This is a genomic window from Nonomuraea phyllanthi (genome assembly GCF_006334985.2).
In the GTDB taxonomy this organism is placed as follows: Bacteria; Actinomycetota; Actinomycetes; order Streptosporangiales; family Streptosporangiaceae; genus Nonomuraea; species Nonomuraea phyllanthi.
This window is the reverse complement of the sequence record NZ_VDLX02000025.1, coordinates 22,745-40,895: the sequence shown is the minus strand read 5'-3', so window position 1 is coordinate 40,895 and position 18,151 is coordinate 22,745. Positions and strand designations below refer to the sequence as shown.

Annotated in this window: 17 protein-coding genes; 10 read left to right on the top strand and 7 right to left on the bottom strand. The window is 72.8% G+C overall.

Translation table 11 applies throughout. The annotated features are described in order from the left end of the window. The first annotated feature begins 1 nt into the window (after position 1). From FH608_RS44035 to FH608_RS44015, 5 genes are read left to right on the top strand one after another with little or no spacing between them, the layout of a single operon-like run. Positions 2–1,498, top strand: a complete 1,497-nt coding sequence (locus FH608_RS44035; protein WP_139637009.1) for a sugar ABC transporter ATP-binding protein — start codon at positions 2–4, stop codon at positions 1,496–1,498. Beyond that, positions 1,495–2,487 carry an ABC transporter permease gene (locus FH608_RS44030; RefSeq protein WP_139637008.1) on the top strand — a complete coding sequence of 331 codons (993 nt, stop codon included), beginning with the start codon at positions 1,495–1,497 and terminating at the stop codon, positions 2,485–2,487. The genes FH608_RS44035 and FH608_RS44030 overlap by 4 nt, the downstream gene beginning before the upstream one ends. Before the next feature lie 20 nt (positions 2,488–2,507). Continuing rightward, the gene (locus FH608_RS44025) at positions 2,508–3,503 is read left to right on the top strand and encodes an ABC transporter permease (protein WP_139637007.1); all 996 of its coding nucleotides are present in this window, start codon (positions 2,508–2,510) and stop codon (positions 3,501–3,503) included. Beyond that, positions 3,500–4,462: a carbohydrate kinase family protein gene (locus FH608_RS44020; protein ID WP_139637006.1), complete on the top strand. Its 963-nt coding sequence runs from the start codon at positions 3,500–3,502 to the stop codon at positions 4,460–4,462. The genes FH608_RS44025 and FH608_RS44020 overlap by 4 nt, the downstream gene beginning before the upstream one ends. After that, the gene (locus FH608_RS44015) at positions 4,459–5,508 is read left to right on the top strand and encodes an ADP-ribosylglycohydrolase family protein (protein ID WP_139637005.1); all 1,050 of its coding nucleotides are present in this window, start codon (positions 4,459–4,461) and stop codon (positions 5,506–5,508) included. The genes FH608_RS44020 and FH608_RS44015 overlap by 4 nt, the downstream gene beginning before the upstream one ends. A 66-nt stretch (positions 5,509–5,574) precedes the next feature. Here the strand turns inward: FH608_RS44015 and FH608_RS44010 are convergent, their stop codons facing one another. The 5 genes from FH608_RS44010 to FH608_RS43990 all read right to left on the bottom strand — a co-directional run bounded on the left by FH608_RS44010 (position 5,575) and on the right by FH608_RS43990 (position 12,317). Then, on the bottom strand, positions 5,575–8,019 hold the full coding sequence (locus FH608_RS44010; RefSeq protein WP_139637004.1) for a SpoIIE family protein phosphatase: 2,445 nt from the start codon (positions 8,017–8,019) through the stop codon (positions 5,575–5,577). Positions 8,020–8,114: 95 nt separating this feature from the next. Then, positions 8,115–10,199, bottom strand: a complete 2,085-nt coding sequence (locus FH608_RS44005) for an iron ABC transporter permease (protein WP_139637003.1) — start codon at positions 10,197–10,199, stop codon at positions 8,115–8,117. Beyond that, on the bottom strand, positions 10,196–11,179 hold the full coding sequence (locus tag FH608_RS44000; protein ID WP_139637002.1) for an ABC transporter substrate-binding protein: 984 nt from the start codon (positions 11,177–11,179) through the stop codon (positions 10,196–10,198). Before FH608_RS44000 ends, FH608_RS44005 begins: the two co-directional genes overlap by 4 nt. 11 nt (positions 11,180–11,190) lie before the next feature. After that, entirely contained in the window at positions 11,191–12,009 is an 819-nt protein-coding gene (locus tag FH608_RS43995) for an ABC transporter ATP-binding protein (RefSeq protein ID WP_139637001.1), read from the bottom strand. A gap of 68 nt (positions 12,010–12,077) precedes the next feature. Continuing rightward, positions 12,078–12,317, bottom strand: a complete 240-nt coding sequence (locus tag FH608_RS43990) for a citrate/2-methylcitrate synthase (protein WP_226900449.1) — start codon at positions 12,315–12,317, stop codon at positions 12,078–12,080. 98 nt (positions 12,318–12,415) lie between these two features. Here FH608_RS43990 and FH608_RS43985 point away from each other — a divergent pair, with 98 nt between their 5' ends. From FH608_RS43985 to FH608_RS43975, 3 genes are all read left to right on the top strand, one after another. Further along, positions 12,416–12,793 carry a sugar-binding domain-containing protein gene (locus tag FH608_RS43985; protein WP_139637000.1) on the top strand — a complete coding sequence of 126 codons (378 nt, stop codon included), beginning with the start codon at positions 12,416–12,418 and terminating at the stop codon, positions 12,791–12,793. 213 nt (positions 12,794–13,006) lie between these two features. After that, the gene (locus FH608_RS43980) at positions 13,007–13,606 is read left to right on the top strand and encodes an Rv1733c family protein (RefSeq protein WP_139636999.1); all 600 of its coding nucleotides are present in this window, start codon (positions 13,007–13,009) and stop codon (positions 13,604–13,606) included. 187 nt (positions 13,607–13,793) lie between these two features. Next, positions 13,794–14,834 carry a zinc-dependent alcohol dehydrogenase family protein gene (locus tag FH608_RS43975; protein WP_139636998.1) on the top strand — a complete coding sequence of 347 codons (1,041 nt, stop codon included), beginning with the start codon at positions 13,794–13,796 and terminating at the stop codon, positions 14,832–14,834. A gap of 31 nt (positions 14,835–14,865) precedes the next feature. Here FH608_RS43975 and FH608_RS43970 read toward each other — a convergent pair whose 3' ends face one another. Continuing rightward, positions 14,866–15,219 (bottom strand): cupin domain-containing protein, encoded by a 354-nt coding sequence (locus FH608_RS43970; protein ID WP_139636997.1) that lies wholly within the window; start codon positions 15,217–15,219, stop codon positions 14,866–14,868. 619 nt (positions 15,220–15,838) lie between these two features. On the opposite strand from FH608_RS43970, the gene FH608_RS43960 reads away from it, so the two are divergent. Then, positions 15,839–16,177: a PadR family transcriptional regulator gene (locus tag FH608_RS43960; protein WP_139636995.1), complete on the top strand. Its 339-nt coding sequence runs from the start codon at positions 15,839–15,841 to the stop codon at positions 16,175–16,177. Beyond that, positions 16,174–17,073 carry a hypothetical protein gene (locus FH608_RS43955; protein ID WP_139636994.1) on the top strand — a complete coding sequence of 300 codons (900 nt, stop codon included), beginning with the start codon at positions 16,174–16,176 and terminating at the stop codon, positions 17,071–17,073. Before FH608_RS43960 ends, FH608_RS43955 begins: the two co-directional genes overlap by 4 nt. Before the next feature lie 228 nt (positions 17,074–17,301). Here FH608_RS43955 and FH608_RS43950 read toward each other — a convergent pair whose 3' ends face one another. Continuing rightward, positions 17,302–17,979, bottom strand: coding sequence for an SDR family NAD(P)-dependent oxidoreductase (locus FH608_RS43950; RefSeq protein ID WP_139636993.1), 678 nt, complete (start codon positions 17,977–17,979; stop codon positions 17,302–17,304). Positions 17,980–18,151 lie beyond the last annotated feature (172 nt).

Here is an 18,151-nt window from a genome sequence, read left to right as displayed (position 1 = left end):
CGTGAGGACCATCCTCTCGGTCTCCGGCCTCTCCAAGAGCTTCGGAGCCACGGCCGCGCTCACCGACGTCGGCTTCACGCTGGCGGCAGGAGAACGGCTGGCCCTGCTCGGCGAGAACGGTGCGGGCAAATCCACCCTCATCAAGATCATCGCCGGCGTGCACCGTCCGGACGCCGGCGAGATGACCCTTGACGGCGCGGCCCACCGGCCGTCCTCCCCGGGCGACGCGCTGGCCGGTGGTGTCAGCGTCGTCTACCAGGAGCCGTCGTTCTTCCCCCGGATGTCGGTGCTGGAGAACCTGTTCGTCGGCCGCGAGCCGCGCGATCGCCTGGGGCAGGTCGACTGGCGCGGGATGCGCAGGCGCGGGGCGGAGCTGTTCGAACGGCTCGACGTCCCCGTGGAGCTGCTGAACCGGCGGATGGACGCGCTGAGCCTGGCCGAGCAGCAGCTCGCCCTGATCGCGCGGGCCGTCGACGTCGACGCCAAGGTGCTGATCCTCGACGAGCCCACCTCGATCCTCACCGACGCCGAGGTGCGCCGGCTCTTCCACACCGTGCGGCGGCTCTCCGAGGCGGGCGTGGGCATCCTCTACATCACGCACCGCTTCGAGGAGCTGGAGCACGTCGCGGACCGGTTCATCGTGCTGAAGGACGGCCGGCTCGCCGGCGACCTGCCAGCCTCGGCGGCGGACCACGACCGGATCCTGGAGATGATGTCCGGGCGGCCGGTCAACGCCACGATCAGCCGGACGGTCCCGGATCCGGGGCCGGTCATGCTGGAGGCGTCCGGGATCACGGTGCCGGGAGTGCTGTCCGACGCCGGCCTGAGCGTGCGGCGTGGCGAGGTGGTCGGGCTGTACGGGCTGGTCGGCGCCGGCCGTACCGAGCTGGCCCTGACCTTCTTCGGCATGATGAGGCCCAGCGCCGGATCGATGCGGGTGGAGGGCCGGGCGTACGCGCCGCGCAACCCGCGGGACGCCATGACGCACGGGATCGCGTACCTGCCGGAGGACCGCAAGACGCTCGGCATCTTCCCGGGCATGGACACGCTGAGCAACATCACGGCCGTCCGGCTGCCGGCCCTGCTGGGCCGGCTCGGCGTCATCCGGCGGGCCCAGGAACGAGAGCTGGCCGCCAGGTGGGTGCGCACCCTGCGAATCAAGGCCCCGGCGCTCAGCTTCCCCGTCACCGGCCTGTCCGGCGGCCACCAGCAGAAGGTGCTCTTCGCCCGCCAGCTCGCCACCGAGCCGAAGATCCTCATCCTGGACGAGCCGACACGGGGCATCGACGTCGCCACCAAGACCGACATCCAGCAGCGGCTGGTGGAGGTGGCCCGCGACGGCATGGCCGTGCTGGTGATCTCCAGCGACCTGCCGGAGCTGCTGGCCGTCTCCGACCGCGTCTACGTCATGCGCGAGGGCCGGATGGCCGCCGAGCTGTCGGGCGACGACCTGACCGAGGACGGCGTGCTGCGCGCCACGATGGGGGTGAACCGATGACGACGGCCGCCCTCACCGCTCGTGCGGAGCCCTCGGCCCGGCTCCTGACCGTGCTGCGCGACGCCCTGCTGCCGATCCTCCTGCTGGCCGAGGTGATCTTCTTCGGCGTCGCCGCGCCCGACTTCCTGTCCGCGGCGAACCTCGGCAACGTCGTGATCAACTCGGCCGACCTGGCGCTGCTGGCGGCCGGGATGACGCTGGTCGTGCTGCTGGCGGGGATCGACGTGTCGGTGGGCCCGATGCTGGGCGTGGTCGCCTGGGTCGGCGCGACCCTGTTCGTCGCCGGCCTGCCGCCGCTGCTCGTGGTGCTGATCTCGGTGCTGCTCGGCGGCGTGCTGGGCGCGGTCAACGCCGGCCTGATCGTCGGCGGGCGGATCTCCCCCATCATCGCCACCCTCGGTACGGCCGCCGTCTTCAAGACGATCCTGTTCGTGCTGTGGGACAGCACCGACGTCTTCACCGGTCCGGTGATCCCCCTGCTCGGCCCGGCGCGGGCCGGCGGCGTCCCCCTGGTCGGCCTGGTCGTGCTGGTCATGTTCGGGATCTTCGCATACGTCCTGCGGCGCCGCGTGTTCGGCCGGCGGCTGTTCGCCATCGGCAACGACGCGGAGGGCGCCCGGCTGCTGGGTGTTCCCGTCGGCCGCACCTCGTTCGCCGCGTACGTGCTCGTGGGCGCCCTCGTCGGCGTCGCCGCCCTGATCTACGTGGGCAGGGTCGGCGTCGTGCAGGCCACGGCCGGGCAGGAGCTGACCCTGCCGGCCATCGCCGCCGTGGTCGTCGGCGGCACCAGCATCCTGGGCGGCGAGGGCGGCGTGCTACGCACCCTCGGCGGCCTGGTCTTCATCGCGTTGCTGCAGAACGGAGTCGTGCTGATGGGCGTTCCTCCGCTGTGGAACGGCGTTCTGGTCGGGGTGGCGGTCGCCCTCGCGGTGGCCTTCGACGTCCTGACCCGGCGCAGCCTCGACAAGCGGATCGGAGCACAGAAGTGAGCGCAGGAACGAGCGCGGGAATGAGCGCCGAGCCGGCCGTGCGGGCCGTGGCCCCCCGATCGCTGCGTGACCGGGTGAGCGACCGCAGGGTGTTCCTCCTCGTGCTCGTCGTCGCGCTCGGCGCGCTGATGAGCCTGCTGTCGCCGTACTTCCTGCAGGTGAGCAACCTGCTGGCGATGACGCAGTACGGCGCGGTCATCGGCCTGCTGGCCCTCGGCCAGGCGTTCGTCATCCTGGGCGGGCGGGGCGGCATCGACCTGTCCGTGGGGTCGGTGCTGAGCCTGTCGGGGATCTTCATGGGCCTGCTCGCCCAGAACCTCGGGCTCAGCCCGTGGCTCGCCGCGGCGGCGACGGTGGTCTTCGGCGCCCTGCTCGGCTCGGTGAACGGCTTCATGATCGCCCGGCTCGGCCTGCCGCCGTTGATCGTCACGCTGAGCACGCTCTTCCTGTACGGGGCCCTGGCCCAGGTGCTCACCAACGGGGGCCAGCTCGGCGGGTTCGACCGCGAGGGCTTCGCGGCCCTCGGCCAGAGCGCGATCCTGGGCGTGCCCACGCAGGTCCTGCTGGTCCTGGCGCCGATGTTCGCGCTGGGCATCTGGGCCCAGAACCGCACCGGGTTCGGCCGCCGCCTGCACCAGGCCGGCACCAGCGACCGGGCCGCCGGGCTGGCCGGGCTCGACGTGAACAGACTGCGGTTCCGGCTCTATCTCCTGTCGGGCGCGCTGGCCGCGCTCGGCGCCGTGGTGACCAACGCGTGGCTGCTCACCGCCCGGCCCAGCGCCGGCACCGGGATGGAGCTCCAGGCGATCACCATCGCGGTGCTCGGCGGAATCGACATCTTCGGCGGGCGGGGCCATCTCAGCGGTGTGCTGCTGGCGCTCACGGTCGTGGTGGTCCTGTCGTGGGGGCTGCAACTGGCGCAGGTGGGCAACTCCGTGCAGACCGGCATCCTCGGCCTGGTCCTGGTGGGCGCGGCCCTGCTGAACAACCTGATCGGCAGGAAGGCGCCCGCATGACGACCTCACCTGCCCGGCCCGTCGACGTGCTGGCGGTGGGTGACGCCAGTGTCGACTACTTCGTACGGGTGCCGCACATCGCCGGCGCCGACGACAAGGCGATCGGGCGGCTGGCCGGCGTGCACGGCGGCGGCATGAGCGCCAACCTGGCCGCCGCCGCGGGGTTCGCCGGGGCGCGTGCCGCCCTGGCCACCGCCGTCGGCTCCGACGAGCCCGGCCGCCAGGCCCTGGACCGGCTCGCGCGGCACGGCGTGGACGTCTCCCCCAGCATCACCGTCCCCGGAGGGCACACCTGGTTCTGCGTGATCCAGCTCGACGCCACCGGGGAGAAATCCCTCGTCGGGGCCGTGACCGAGGTGAAGATCCCCGAGGTCGGCCAGATCTCCGACGACCTGCTGCGCACGGCGCGGGTCGTCGCCCCGCTCGCGGACGATCTGGGCTGGGCGACCGACCTGGCCGCGCGCGCCCGTGCGGGCGGCGCGAAGGTGGCCGTCGACCTGGAGCCCGACGCGGTCGCCGGACGGTGGGACCAGGTACGCGCCCTCGCCCGCCACAGCGACCTCGTCTTCTGCAACCAGGGGGCGGTCCAGGTGCTCGCCGACGGCGACCCGGTGCGCTGCGCCGAGCTCCTCGTCTCCGCCGGCGCCACCGCCGTCGTGACGACCGGCGGGCGCGACGGCGCCTCCTGCTACAGCCGTACGGAGAGCTGGTCCGCGCGCGGGCCTGAGATCGAGGTCGTGGACACCACCGGCGCCGGCGACGCGCTGGCCGGGGCGTTCACCGGGTACTGGATCCTCGGGCGCTCCCTCGCCGACAGCCTGCGCGCCGGGGTCGCCACCGCGTCCCTGTGCGTCGGCCACCTCGGCTCACGTGCCTACCTCGATGCCGGCACCGGTGTCGAGACCTTCGCGCGGAAGGTCACCCTCGACCCCGCGCCCCGTCTACAAGGAAACCCATGACCACACTTCTGCACCGCATCCACGGCAGCCTGGCCGCCGCCTGCATCGCCGACGCGCTCGGCGCCCCCACCGAGGAACGCTCCATCCCGGAGATCCGGCGGCTGTTCGGCCGGCGCGTGGAGAGCTTCCACGCGCCGCTGCCCGACGCACCGTACGCGGTCGGGCGCGGGCCGGCCCAGATCACCGACGACTCCAGCCAGATGCTGCTGCTGGCCGAGGCCTTCATCGAGCACGGCGGCGAGGTCACCCCCAAGGTCATGGCCGACCTGCTCATCGGCTGGTCCGGCAACCCCGACTACTTCCCCCACTTCGCCGGCCCCACCACGCGCCGGGCGATCGAACGCCTCAAGGCCGGCGACGACCCCTGGGACGTGGGCCGGACCGGGCGCATCATGAGCGAGGGCGCCAGCAACGGCGGCGCCATGCGGGTCGCCCCCGCCGGCCTGGTGCACCCCGGGGACATCGAGGGCGCCGTCCGGGCCGCGCACCTGACCTGCGTACCCAGTCACCACACGAACATCGGCGTCGCCGGGGCCGCGGCCATCGCCGCCGCCACCGCGATGGCCTGCGTGGACGGCGCGGACCTGTTCCAGGTCGTCCGGGCCGCCCGGCACGGCGCGGAGCTCGGCGAGCGGCTGGGCGCCGAGCAGGGCCGGCAGGTCCCCGGGCCCTCGGTCGCCCAGCGGATCGACCTCGCCGTCAAGCTCGCCGTCGAGTCCCGCGACCTGGACGACGCCATCGAGCGGATCGCCTCCGTCATCGGCACCGGGCTGCCCGCGGCCGAGGCGTGCCCGGCGGCCATCGGCCTGCTGGTGGCAGCGGGCGGCGACCCGTTCCGGACGGCGGTCGCCGCGGCCACCGCCGGGGGCGACTCGGACACGGTCGGCTGCATGGCGGCGGCCATCGCGGGCGCGCTCCGCGGCATCTCCGCCCTCCCCGCCGACCTGGTGGCCCGGGTGGAGCAGGCCAACAGGCTGAACCTGGCCGACGTGGCGGCCCGCCTGACCACCGTCGCCCGCCCGGCTCCTGTGGCGGTCCAGGACTGACCCGGGACCCGTGGCGGAGAGGGTCATCAGCGGGCAGCCGGGCAGGAGATCCGGTGCCGCCTCATGTCAGCTCTCCAGCACCGTGTCCCAGATCGCCGCATCAAGGACGGGCGGTTCCCCGCCGGGGAGGAGGGGCTGCTCGGCCCAGATGGTCTTGCCGTCGGCGCGGTAGCGGGTGCCCCAGCGGGAGGTGAGCTGGGCGACCAGGAACAGGCCGCGGCCGCCCTCGTCGCTGAGGCGGGCCCGACGCAGGTGCGGAGCGCTGAGGCTGCTGTCGGAGACCTCGCAGATGAGGACGTCGGTGTGGATCAGGCGCAGCTCGATGGGGCCACGTGCGTGGCGGATGGCGTTGGTGATCAGCTCGCTGACGATGAGCTCGGTGGTGAAGGAGAGCGGCTCCAGATTCCAGGCGCCCAGCTGCCCGGCGGCCAGGGCGCGGGCATCGGCGACCAGGGCGGGCTCTGCCTGCAGCCGCCAGGAGGCGACCCGATCCGCGCCCAGGCGGCGGGTGCGGCCCACCAGCAGGGCGACGTCCTCGGCGCGGCGCTCGGGCAGCAGGACGGCCTCCACGGCTTCGCAGAACTGGTCCGGCGACCGGCCGGGGCCGGCCAGGGTGCCGGCGAGCCGGTCGAGTCCGGCCTCGGTGAGGCCGGTGTAGAGGGCCAGCAGGGTGCCTTCAGCGAGGTGGAACTCGGCGGTTTCGAAGGGCAGCCCGCCCCGGCCCAGGGGCGGGCCCGGCGGCAGGTCGAGGAACTCCACCGCGCCATCGGAGTGGACCACGGCAGGGGGCGGGTGGCCGGCCCGGGCCAGGGTGCAGGTTCCGGCGATCGGGTCGTAGACGGCGTACAGGCAGGTGGCCCCCTCGATGGTGGGGTCTTCCTGGGCGAGGCGGATGACGAGGGCGTCGAGCTGGGTGAGGACCTCCTCGGGAGCGAGGTCGAGCTCGGCCAGGGTGTGGACGGCGGTGCGCAGCCGCCCCATGGTGGCGGCGGCGTGCAGGCCATGGTCGGTGACCTTTCCGACGATCAGGGCGACGCGCGCGCCGGACACAGGCAGCACGTCGAACCAGCCTCCGCCCACGTGGAGGTGGGTGGCGGCGGGCAGGTAGCAGCAGGCGCTCTCGACGGCGGGGTGGCGGGGAAGGTCGCGGGGAAGCAGGCTTCGCTGCAGGGCCAGGGCGGTGGTGTGCTCGCGGGTGTAGCGGCGGGCGTTGTCGACGCACACCGCGGCCCGGGAGGCGAGATCCTCAGCCAGGGCGAGGTCCTCCTGGTCGAAGGGCTCGGGATCCCGGTAGCGGGCGAAGCCGGCCAGGCCCAGCGTGACCCCGCGGGCCCGCAGCGGCACCACCATGAGCGAGTGCATCCCGAACTCGCGGATCTTCTCGGCCCTTCGCGTATCGAAGGCGAACCACTGGCCGGTGTCCAGGGCCGGCACCAGGACCGGCTTCTCGATGGCCAGGCACCAGGCCTGAGGGGTGCCGCAGGGGTATGCCACCGTCTCGCCCACCGCGTACACGGCCTCCGGAGCGTGCTCGGAGAGCGTGCGGATTCCCGTCCGGCGGGCCAGGACCTGTTCGCCGGGCGGGCAAGGGGCCGGCTCCTCCCCCTGGAAGATCGCCTCCAGCAGGTCGACGCTGACGATGTCGGCGAGCGCGGGAACGGCCGCGTCGGCCAGTTCCTGGGCGGTGCGTGTCACGTCCAGCGTGGTGCCGATGCGGGCGCTGGCCTTGTTCACCAGGGCCAGCCGCCGCTGGGCCCGGTAGCCGTCGGTGACGTCGACGGACGCCAGGCACATCCCCAGGGTCTGGCCGGCCGGGTCCGTCAGCCGGAAGGAAGAGAGCGACCACGCACGCTCGCGGTCGGGGTGGCGCGGAGTGCGGCCGCGCACCTGGAAGCCGATCACCGGCTCACCGGTGTCGCGCACCCGGCGCAGAGTCGCCTCGAGCCCCTCGACGTCTATGTGCGGTACGGCATCGCTGATGCGCAGGCCGACGAGCCGCTCGGCCGGCGCACCGATATCGCGCTCCGCTTCGGCGTTCACCCACAGGTAGCGCAGCTCGGGATCCACGACGACCACGCTGATCGGGGACTGGGTGAACAGCGCCTCCAGTATTCCCTGGTACATCGCCTCCCGACGAGCCCGATGCGCATCGGCGGCCATGACCAACCAGCCGCGCCCGCCCTCCGGGGACAGCGCCGGGCACACCCGCAGCGTCACCTGAACCTCGTGCCCGTCGCGGTGCCGCATGCCCAGCACGCCGTCCCAGCTCTTCCCGGCCGGTTGCCGTTCGACGGCGGCCACCGCCTGCCGATCCTCCGGTGTGGCCAGCAGGTCCACCGCGGGCCGTCCGCAGGCCTCGCGCGCCGGGTAGCCGAGAAGGGCCTGCGCCTGCGGGCTCCACAGGAGGATCCTGCCATGAGCATCCACCACTGCGATGGGCGTGTTCGCCCCCAGGGACGGCCATCCGGATCCGCTGCCGGAGCCGTCGCCGGTGGTCTTGGGCCCGCCCATCGGAACCAACCCTCGCCCTGCCCCTTCGCCTATCTCTTTCCCATGGTAGGTGGGCTCGCGCGTGGCTCGGGATCGAGCAGGGCGGCAAGCCGTGATCAGGCACGGGCACGCCACAGCAGGTAGAGGAAGTACGGCGTGCCGATCAGGGCCGTCACCAGGCCGGCGGGCACCTGGGCCGGTGCGATCACGGTGCGGCCGAGCGTGTCGGCGAGGCTGACCAGCAGCCCGCCGAGCAGCGCGGCCACCGGCAGCACCCGTACGTGGTGGGCACCGACCAGGGCGCGGGCGGCGTGCGGGGCCACCAGGCCGACGAAGCCGACGACCCCGACGGCCGAGACGGCGGTGGAGGTGAGCAGCACGGAGCCGGCCAGAGCGCCCAGCCGGACCGGCTCCAGGGGCACGCCGAGGATGCGGGGCGTGTCCTCGTCCAGGGACAGCAGGTCGAGGTCCCTGCGCAGCCAGGCCAGCAGGGGCACCACGGTCACCAGCGCCAGCACGACGGGGATTAGCTGCACCGGGACGCGGCCGTAGGTGGAGCCGGACAGCCAGGTCAGCGCCTTGGCGGTGTCCCAGGGGTCGGACAGCACGATGATCAGCACGGTGATCGCGGTGCAGGCGGCCTGCACGGCGACGCCGATCAGGACCAGCCGATCGGAGCTCAGCCCGCCCCGCCAGGCCAGCCCGTAGACCAGGCCGAACGCGGCCACCGCGCCCAGGCCGGCCGCCGCGGACATCGCCCAGATCCCGGCCAGCGGCGCGAAGGTGAGCAGCGCGACCGCGCCGACGCCCGCTCCGCTGGTGACGCCGAGCACGCCGGGCTCGGCCAGGGGGTTACGGCACACGGCCTGCACCGCGGTGCCCGCCACGGCCAGCGCCGCCCCGGCCAGCACGGCGGCCAGCACCCTGGGCCAGCGCTGGTCCAGGACGAAGGTCAGCGCCCGACCGCTGCGTCCCTGCAGCCAGTTGGCCACGTCACCGGTGAGCAGCCAGCGGTCGCCGCCCAGCAGGCCCAGCACGAGCGCGCCCCCCAGCAGGACCGCGCAGACGGCGACCACGACCAGGAAGGCGGTCCGGGAGCGGGCCGCGCCCGTGCGCGCCTCGGGCGGCCTGCGGGTCGGGCCGGCGTCGCGGTAGCGGCGGGCCAGCCAGACCATCACGGCCGCGCCGAGGACGGTGGTCACGGTGCCCGGCGGCACCTCCACTCCGGCCTGGGCGCCGAGCACGGCCCGCAGCACGATGTCGGAGCCCAGCACGATCAGCACCCCGGCCAGCCCGGACAGGGGTAGCAGGACGCGGTGCCGGTGCAGCCCGGGGATGGACTTGGGCAGCAGCCGGACGACCACCGGCGCGCACAGCCCGACGAACCCGATGGGCCCGGCGATCGTCACCGCGGCGGCGGCCAGCAGCACGGCCAGCAGTGTCAGCCACAGGCGTAGCCGCCGCACGTTCACGCCGAGCACGGTCGCGGCGTCGTCGCCGAGCCCGAGGATGTCCAGCCGGGGTCCGGCCGCCACGGCGGCGGCCAGCGCCAGCACGATCAGCGGGCCGAGCTGGGTGACGGCGGCCAGGTCGCTCTGCACGAGCGAGCCGCTGCCCCAGGCGAACAGGCCGGTGGTCTCCTGCTGGAACAGGATCATGACGAGGTTCGTCAGCGAGTACAGCGCCAGCGACGTGGCCGTGCCGGCCAGGATCAGCCGGGTCGTGCCGGTACGCCCGCCGGCCGACAGGGCCAGCACCAGCGCGGCGGCGGCCAGCCCGCCGAGCAGGGCGAGCCCGCCCGACACGGGGACGGGCAGCGCCGGCCCGAACGCGGACGCCGCGACGACCGCCAGGTAGGCGCCGGAGCTGACGGCGAGCGTGTCGGGCGATGCCATGGCGTTGCGGGCGATCGCCTGCAACAGGGCGCCCGCGACGCCCAGCGCGACGCCCACGCAGAGGCCTGCCATCAGCCTGGGCAGCCGCGAGGCGAGCAGCACGCGGGCGGCCTCCTCGGCGTTGCCGGAGTCGCCGAAGGGCAGCGCCAGCAGGTCGAGCGCGCCGATCGACGAGGTGCCCTGCGTGAGGTGCACGGCCGCCACCAGGACGGTGGCGGCCAGTGCGAGGAGGAGGATCCCGGCGGTGCCCAGCCGCCGCAGCGGCGTGGTGGGCGGAGCCGGGGTCAGGACGTCCGTCGTGCTCAAGCCGTGAACGCCTTCACCAGGGTGTCGGCGTACTGCTGGCACGACAGGGGCCCGCCGAAGGTCCAGATGCCGTCGGGCAGCTTGGTGACCTGCTGCTTCTTGACGAACGGCAGCGACTTCCAGATGGCGTTGTCCGCCAGGCCGTCGGCGAAGACGTCCTCGCCGTCGGAGGCGTTGTAGAAGAAGCGGATGTCGGGGTCCTTGAGCCCGCTGAGTCCCTCGACGTCGGTGGTGCCCAGGCCCCACTCCCCGTCCACCTTGCCGGTCCAGGCGTTGGTCAGCCCGAGCTGCCCGGCCACCTCGGAGACCAGCGCGCCCTTTCCGAACAGGCGGATGCTGATGGTGCTGCCCTGCTTCCAGCCGTCGGCCATGATGAACGGCTTGCCGGCCGCGCCGGCGGCGGCGAGCCTGGCCTTGCCGTCGGCCAGCGCGGCGTCGAAGTCGCTCAGCAGCTTGGCGGCGGCGTCGGTCCTGCCCGTGGCGGTGGCGATCATGTTGACGTCGTCGCGCATGCGCTTGAGGTTGTCGCTCGCGTCGCTGCCCTTGGCCACCAGGACCGGGACGAACTTCTCCAGCTGCGCGGCCAGTTCCTCGTCGTCGGACTCCATGACGACCAGGTCGGGCTCCAGGGCGCTGATCGAGTCGACGCTGGGCTCCTGCCGGGTGCCGACGTCCTTGACGGAGGCGTCGAGCTTGGCGGCGGTGACCCAGGTGCCGTAGCCCTTGACGTCGGCCGCGCCGACGGGCATGACGCCGAGGCCGGCCAGGATCTCGGTCTCGCCCCACTCCAGGCTGACCACCCTGGTCGCGGGGCGGTCGAGCGTGACCTGCTTGCCGCGGGCGTCGGTCACGGTGATCGGGGCGGCAGCGGCCGAGGTGGCGCCCGCGGGGGCGGGAGCCTGCTCGGTCACAGGGGCCTCGGTGGTGCCGCAGGCGGCAAGGAGGGCGATGGCGGCGATGGCCGTCAGGGCGGTGCGCATGGGGGTTCCTGTCATGTCGTCGCGTGCAGGGTCTTGCTGTGGCGGCCGATCGGCCGGGTGGTCAGGGTGCCGGTCGTGTCGTCGTGGCTGACCTCGATGCGGATGCCGTAGGTGTCGGTAAGGAGGTCCTCGGTCAGGACGTGCGCGGGCGGGCCGTCCGCGCGGACCCGGCCCCGGTGCAGCAGGACGATGTGGTCGGCGACCTCGGCGGCCTGGTTGAGGTCGTGCAGGACGACGCCGACGGCCACCCCGTGCTCCTGGGCCAGGTCGCGCATCAGGTCGAGCAGTTCCACCTGGTAGCGCAGGTCGAGGAAGGTGGTGGGCTCGTCCAGCAGGAGGATGCCGGTGTCCTGGGCCAGGCAGGTGGCCAGCCAGACGCGCTGCAGCTCGCCTCCTGACAGCTCGTCCACCGGCCGCTCGGCCATCGGGGTCACGCCGGTCAGTTGCATCGCCCGTTCGACGGCGGTGGCGCCCTCGGGGTCGGTGGCCCGCCAGCGCCGCCGGTAGGGGTGGCGTCCGTACTCGACGACGTCGCGCACCCGCACGCCGCCCGGTGTCGGGCGGCTCTGCGCCAGCAGCGTCACCTGCTTGGCGAACTCGCGGGCGGACAGATCCAGCGCGTCGGCGCCGTCACCGAACGTCACGGTGCCGCTGTCGGGACGGTGCAGCCGGGCCAGCCCGCGCAGCAGCGTGGACTTGCCGCTGCCGTTGGGGCCGACGAGGGCGGTCACGTGGCCGGGCCGCAGCGTGATGCGCCCCTCCTCCACCACGGTGGTGCCGTGATAGCTGAGGTTGAGCTCCGCGCCGCGGAGAGAGATCTCCTCGGTCATGGAACAAAGGTTAGGCTAACCTTGCTTACGGCGCCATGCCGGGGTCCGCGCGGGCGTTCCTTCCCGGCTCAGAGCCAGGCCGGCAGGATGGACGGCGGGATCGGCCCCCTGTTGCGCCGCCCCTGCCCGGACTCCTCCCAGGCGTGGGCCAAGATCCCGGCGGATCTGCTGAGCACGAAGGGCCCGCGCGCCAGGGGCGCGGGGAAGCCCAGCTCGGCGTAGACCACCGCGGTCGCCCCGTCGACGTTCATCGGCATCGGCGTTCCCATGGTGAACGAACCGGTGCCGACGCCAGGCCACTGGAACATCAAGGACATCTACCAGGGGGTCTTCGCCGACCGACCCATCGCAAACCGTTGTAAGGTCGAGATTCCCTGAGCCGAATCATGACGTCACCGACGCGGCCATGCAGTCGGTGGCCGAGGAGTGGCGCAACCTCACCATGGCGCTGGTCGGCATCGGCAGCGTGCAGCCCTCGCCGCTGCTGCGCGACAGCGGCAACGCGATCGCCCCGGCCGACCAGGACCACCTGATCGCCGCCCACGCGGTCGGCGACGCCTGCCAGCGGTTCTTCGACGCGGCCGGTGAGCTGATCCGCAGCGACCTGAACAGCCGGGTCGTCGGCATCGATCCGGACGCCTTCCGTACGATCCCGCGCCGGATCGGCATGGCCGGCGGCGAACGCAAGCACGCGGCCATCCGCGCGGCGATCAGCGGCGGCTGGGTCAACGTCATCATTACCGACGTCGCGGCGGCCCGGGCGCTGCTCGACGAGGATCACTAGGCTCCACGGCCGCCGGCACATCGCCACCTTCGGGTCATGCACCGAGGCGAAGGACATCGATGGAGCGGGCTTCGTCCCGAACGGCGACGTCCTGTCACGGATCGGGCGCCGGACCGGTCCCCGGTGAAGGACGAAAGTCCCGCTTCGCAGAGTCTTTCAGCCCTGCCGGTTCGCGCAGGCGCCTCTCACGGTGATGACCAAGGAGGTCACACGATGAAAAGTTCGACCAATCCGTTGATGTTGCGTACGCGCCTGTACCGCCCGGACGGCAACCCCCTGCGCCGGCGCCATGACCGGCGGGAGTCCGCGGTCGTGCTGGCCGCCTTCTTGCTGGTGCTGGTCAGTGTCTGGCCGGCGGTGCTGACCGGCCGGCTGGCCTACGAGAGCGCGCTGCGGGACGAGAGCGCCGCCGCCCGCCACCAGGTCACGGCGACCCTGCTGGAGGACGCCCCGGCGGCGCGCGTCTCCTTCACGGAGGTCCCCGCCGGACGGCCGACCGCGACGGCGCGCTGGACGACCTCCACGGGCCGGGAACAGGTCGCCGACGTGCCCGTGCCCGCACTCGCCAGGGCGGGCTCGTCGGTGGTGGTGTGGCTTGACTCCTCCGGTACGCCTGCCTCGCCGCCCACGGACCCGGCGGTCCTGCTGATGAGAGGGGTGGCGGTGGGCACGCTGATCGTGCTCGGTGCCGGGCTGCTGGCTCTGGGCTCGTTCGTGAGCGCGCGACGGTGGCTGGACCGGGCTCGCTACAGGGACTGGGATCTCGCCTGGCAGCGGGCCGACGCGAAGTGGCGTCACCCACGGCAGACCTGAATGCTCCCGCGGAGCGGCCGGGCAGGCATCCGCGATCAATTCGTACCGGACGCCGAAGCAGTGGGTGGTGGCGATGAACCCCTCGCGTGGGGGTAGGCCGAGGTCACCGACGGAAGGGACCTTCGCACCTGGTCGGGCGCCACCGTCACCGGCGAGCGTGAAAGCCGGCACACGAGGAGGACACGCCATGAGGGCACTCGTCTATCACGGGCCTGGCCGCCGCTCCTGGGAGGACGTTCCGGATCCGCGGGTCGTCGACGCGACCGACGCAGTCGTCCGCGTGGACGCCGTCACGATCTGCGGCACGGACCTGCACATCCTCAAGGGCGACGTCCCTGCCGTGGAGCCGGGCAGGATCCTCGGCCACGAGGCGGTCGGCACGGTGACCGTGACCGGGAGCGCGGTCGGGACGGTCAAGGAGGGCGACCGCGTGCTCGTCTCCTGCATCACCGCCTGCGGGCGCTGCCGCTACTGCCGCACCGGCGCGTACGGCCAGTGCCTGGGCGGTGGAGGATGGATCCTCGGCCACCGCGTCGACGGCGCCCAGGCGGAGTACGTACGGGTGCCGTTCGCCGACACCTCCACCCACCCGCTGCCCGACGGCGTGACGGACGAGGCGGCGCTCATGCTGGCCGACATCCTGCCCACCGCCTACGAGGTCGGGGTGCTGAACGGGCGGGTCCGGCCCGGCGACACCGTGGTGGTCGTCGGCGCGGGCCCCATCGGGCTGGCCGCGATCACCACCGCGCGCCTGCTCACGCCGAGCCACATCGTCGCCGTCGATCCCGTCCCGGCCCGCCTGGAGGCCGCCGAACGGCTGGGCGCGGACATGCTCGTCGGCGCCGATGACGATCCCCGGACCGCGGTCGCCGACCTCACCGGCGGCCTGGGCGCCGACGTCGCCATCGAGGCGGTCGGCGTCCCGGAGACCTTCGAGCTCTGCACCCGCCTGGTGCGACCGGGAGGGCACGTGGCAAACGCCGGCGTGCACGGCGCGCCGGCGACGCTGCACCTCGAGGACCTGTGGATCCGCAACGTGACCATCACCACCGGCCTGGTGGACACGTACTCCACGCCGACCCTGCTGGACATGGTCGCCGCCGGGCGCCTCGACCCGGCCGCGTTCATCACCCACCGCTTCGGCCTGCAGCAGATGGACGAGGGCTACCGGACGTTCTCCGATTCCCGGACGACCGGAGCGCTCAAGGTGGTCCTGGCCCGGAACTGAGCCCGCTCGCCGCATCGGCGGGGGCTTTGCGTCAGTTTCCGTACTGCTTGGTGTCCGGGTGCTCGACGAGCAGGACATGGGCGGTCCTGTCGGCGACGGGGCGGTGTCGCATCCCCCGGGGAACGACGAACAACTCGCCCGCCTTCAGCACCACCGGGTCCCGCCCCTCCAGGTCGATCCTGAAGCTGCCGTCCCAGCACAGGAACAGCTCGTCCTCGTCGTGGTGATGCCAGGGGAACTCGCCCTCCAATCGGGCCAGGCGTACGACGGTGGTGTCATTCACCATCGCCAGGTTGTGCTGCTGGAAGGGGCCCGGGAGCCGGCCGATGGCGTCAGGAACCGAGACCGCGGCAAGATCGCGCACATCTTCGTGTCGAGTGGTCATGCCACGATCCTTGCCCTCATAGTGGTCCGGCAACAGAGCCAATGCGCGACAATTGGTCTTCCTTGCGAGCCAATTGTGACGCTGTCCGGCTGGATGCAGCGCCACACCGAGGCCGCCATCGCCGTCCGTATGGCGGGCCGGGTCAACGGTGTCGTCGGTGTGGTCGGCAGGCTCGCCTGGAGGCAGGACGACTCCCAGTGGGAGGCGGGCTGATCGATGAGCTGCCCCTTCCCCGTCGCGATGAGGGGGAGGCACGCGCTCACTGCGGCTGTGGAGGCGCCGGCAGGTGGTCCGGCGGCGTCGGGCTCGGTCACTGTCCGACGTTCGGGAGCCGGCGCCGCACGGCTCCGTAAGGGATCTCGCGGAAGACCGACACCCCGTCCACCTTCGCGCCACGGACCTGCCCGTGCTCAGTGGCGACGGTCGTGCATGTTCCACAGGTCACCTCACGTCTGAGGGAGAAGCCTCGAAGTCTCCGGGCAGCGTTGCGGCGAACGCGAGCGACCACCCCAGCCGCCCTGGGCGAGGCCGAAGTTCCTGGCCCGCGCACCCACGATTCCGCTCCGGTTGCATCATAGTAAGATCATCGGTATATATCGTTCACATGAAGAACAGGTCGATGCAGGAACCGACATTCCTGATCCTCACGGCCCTGGCGGCCGGGCCGCAGCACGGCTACGGCATCATCACCGATGTCCTGGAGATCTCCGGTGAGCGCGTGCGGTTGCGCGCCGGCACGCTCTACGCTGCGCTCGATCGGCTCCAGGGCGAGCAGCTGATCGAGACCGACCACGAGGAGGTCGTCGACGGCCGGGCCCGGCGCTACTACCGCCTCACCGCCGGGGGCGCGGCCCGGCTGTCGGCCGAGGCCGAACGGCTGCGCCGGAACGCCGACACCGCCGCCGCGCGGCTGCGCCGAGGGCCGGCCGCGCGGCCGGGTCTCGAGGGGGCGTCGTGACCGCGCTGGAACGGCGTTACCGCCGGCTGCTGGCCTGGTACCCGAAGGACCACAGGGCGCAGCACGAGGAGGAGATGCTCGCCGTGCTGCTGGCGGCCTCGGCTCCGGGCCGGAACCGCCCTGCCGTGCGGGACGCGTTTGACCTGGTGCGCGGTGGCCTGGCGATCCGGCTGCGCCGGGTCGTGCCGCTCAGGTCGCGTCGGGTCTGGCGGGCCGCCGTCGACCTGGCCGCCCTTCTCGCCCCTCTCGTCCTGTTCGGCGCCGGCCTGTTCCGCGTCGCCGGGTACGCCGGACGGTTCGCCTTCGACCTGGCCGTCCCGGTGCTCGTCGATGCGCTGCCGTACGGGCTGGTCGTGCTGCTGGCGTGGCTGGGGCGGCGGTGGGCGGCGATCGCCTGCGCGTGGGCCCTGGCGGCGCTGCACGCGACGATGCAACTGGTCCAGCTGCTGTCCCTTCCCGAAGGGACCATGGTGGTGGGCGACGTGATTCTCGTCTCGGGGCGGCCGGTGATCGCTGCCAGCATGCTGCTGTCCGCCCTGCCGGCGTGCGTCTGCGCGGCGATGCTGACCCTCGCGCCGTCGCCCGGTCCTGGCCCGGTGGGGTCTCGGCGGCTGCTGCTCTGGGCGGGCGGAGTGCTGGCCGCGTGCGTCGGAGGCGTCCTGCTGCCCAAGGTCTTCGGGGCCGCCCTGATGCTGGCCGCCCTCGGCACGGTGGCCGTGATGGCGCTGCGCTTCACTACGGGCCGCCGTACCGCTGCCGTCCTGATGCCGCTCCTCGTCGTCGCTGTCATGCCGTCGTGGTTCACCGATCCGGCGAGCCTGACGGGGGTCGCCGCCGCGACGGCGGCGCTACTGGGCGCCACGGCGTGGCTGGCCCGCACCGGGGAACCCGCCTGACGTGGCCGGCCTCGACCGGCGCGCAGCCCTCGGCCCACACCCGGATGACGACCTGTCCCGGACTCGCGCGTCGTACGATCGCGAGCGCTCGCCCGTCGAAGGTCGACACCGCAACGGCAGTCGCCCCCCGGAGCGTGCGGGGAGCTCGGATCGAGCGCAACTCCGGAGCCGGCGTCGGCGCGAGCGCGCGAGCACGGCGAGCGGGCCGGAGGACGGCGAAGCGGACCGTCAGTATGTGGCCCTTCCGCCGCTGATGTCGTAGACGGCGCCGGTGGAGAAGCTGACCTTGTCGGAGGCCAGCCAGGCGATGAGCTCCGCCACCTCCTCGGGCCTTCCGACGCGGCGCATGGGGATGAGGCTGGTGATGTGGGCCAGGGCTTCGGGGCCGGTGTCGGCGTTCATCGGGGTCTCGATCACGGCCGGGGCGATGGCGTTGACCAGGACACCGCTGGTGGCCAGCTCCTTGCCGAGCGACTTGGTCAGGGCGATGACGGCGGCCTTGCTGGCGGAGTAGGCGGCCATGGTGGGGTTGCCGTCCTTCCCGGCCATGCTGGCGAGGTTGACGATGCGGCCCCAGCCGCGCTCGCGCATGCCGGGGACGAAAGCGCGGCAGGTGTGGAAGATGCCGTTCACGTTGACGTCGAAGGTGCGCTGCCAGCCGTCGAGCGGGAGCTCCCACAGCGGGGCGTTGGGGCCGACGATTCCGGCGGAGTTGACGAGGATGTCGATCGGGCCGAGGTCGTCGGCGGCGGCCTGGACGGCGGCCGGGTCGCTGACGTCCACGACCAGGTCGGCGCCGTCGGTCACGTCGAGGGTGACGACCGTGACGCCGTCGGCTTCCAGACGGATGGCGGCGGCCTTGCCCAGGCCGCTGACGCCGCCGGTGATGAGGGCGGTGCGGGGCATGAGGAGTCCTTTCAGGGTGATTCGCGCGGTACGTGGCCGCCGCTGGAACCGACGAAGAAGCCGAGCTTCCCGCCATGAGCCACCGAATCTTCCATTAATTGGAACATCGATCCGAATTATGAAAACCACGGGAAGAGTAACCCAAACTTCGCGTGGGCGGAATCCGCTTCGA

Bases quoted from the DNA above. Each gene is read 5' to 3' on its own strand.
- FH608_RS44030 (WP_139637008.1), top strand. From the start codon at position 1,495: ATGACGACGGCCGCCCTCACCGCTCGTGCGGAGCCCTCGGCCCGGCTC.
- FH608_RS44025 (WP_139637007.1), top strand. From the start codon at position 2,508: ATGAGCGCCGAGCCGGCCGTGCGGGCCGTGGCCCCCCGATCGCTGCGT.
- FH608_RS44020 (WP_139637006.1), top strand. From the start codon at position 3,500: ATGACGACCTCACCTGCCCGGCCCGTCGACGTGCTGGCGGTGGGTGAC.
- FH608_RS44015 (WP_139637005.1), top strand. From the start codon at position 4,459: ATGACCACACTTCTGCACCGCATCCACGGCAGCCTGGCCGCCGCCTGC.
- FH608_RS44010 (WP_139637004.1), bottom strand. From the start codon at position 8,019: ATGGGCGGGCCCAAGACCACCGGCGACGGCTCCGGCAGCGGATCCGGA.
- FH608_RS44000 (WP_139637002.1), bottom strand. From the start codon at position 11,179: ATGCGCACCGCCCTGACGGCCATCGCCGCCATCGCCCTCCTTGCCGCC.
- FH608_RS43995 (WP_139637001.1), bottom strand. From the start codon at position 12,009: ATGACCGAGGAGATCTCTCTCCGCGGCGCGGAGCTCAACCTCAGCTAT.
- FH608_RS43990 (WP_226900449.1), bottom strand. From the start codon at position 12,317: ATGTTCCAGTGGCCTGGCGTCGGCACCGGTTCGTTCACCATGGGAACG.
- FH608_RS43985 (WP_139637000.1), top strand. From the start codon at position 12,416: ATGCAGTCGGTGGCCGAGGAGTGGCGCAACCTCACCATGGCGCTGGTC.
- FH608_RS43980 (WP_139636999.1), top strand. From the start codon at position 13,007: ATGAAAAGTTCGACCAATCCGTTGATGTTGCGTACGCGCCTGTACCGC.
- FH608_RS43975 (WP_139636998.1), top strand. From the start codon at position 13,794: ATGAGGGCACTCGTCTATCACGGGCCTGGCCGCCGCTCCTGGGAGGAC.
- FH608_RS43970 (WP_139636997.1), bottom strand. From the start codon at position 15,219: ATGACCACTCGACACGAAGATGTGCGCGATCTTGCCGCGGTCTCGGTT.
- FH608_RS43960 (WP_139636995.1), top strand. From the start codon at position 15,839: ATGCAGGAACCGACATTCCTGATCCTCACGGCCCTGGCGGCCGGGCCG.
- FH608_RS43950 (WP_139636993.1), bottom strand. From the start codon at position 17,979: ATGCCCCGCACCGCCCTCATCACCGGCGGCGTCAGCGGCCTGGGCAAG.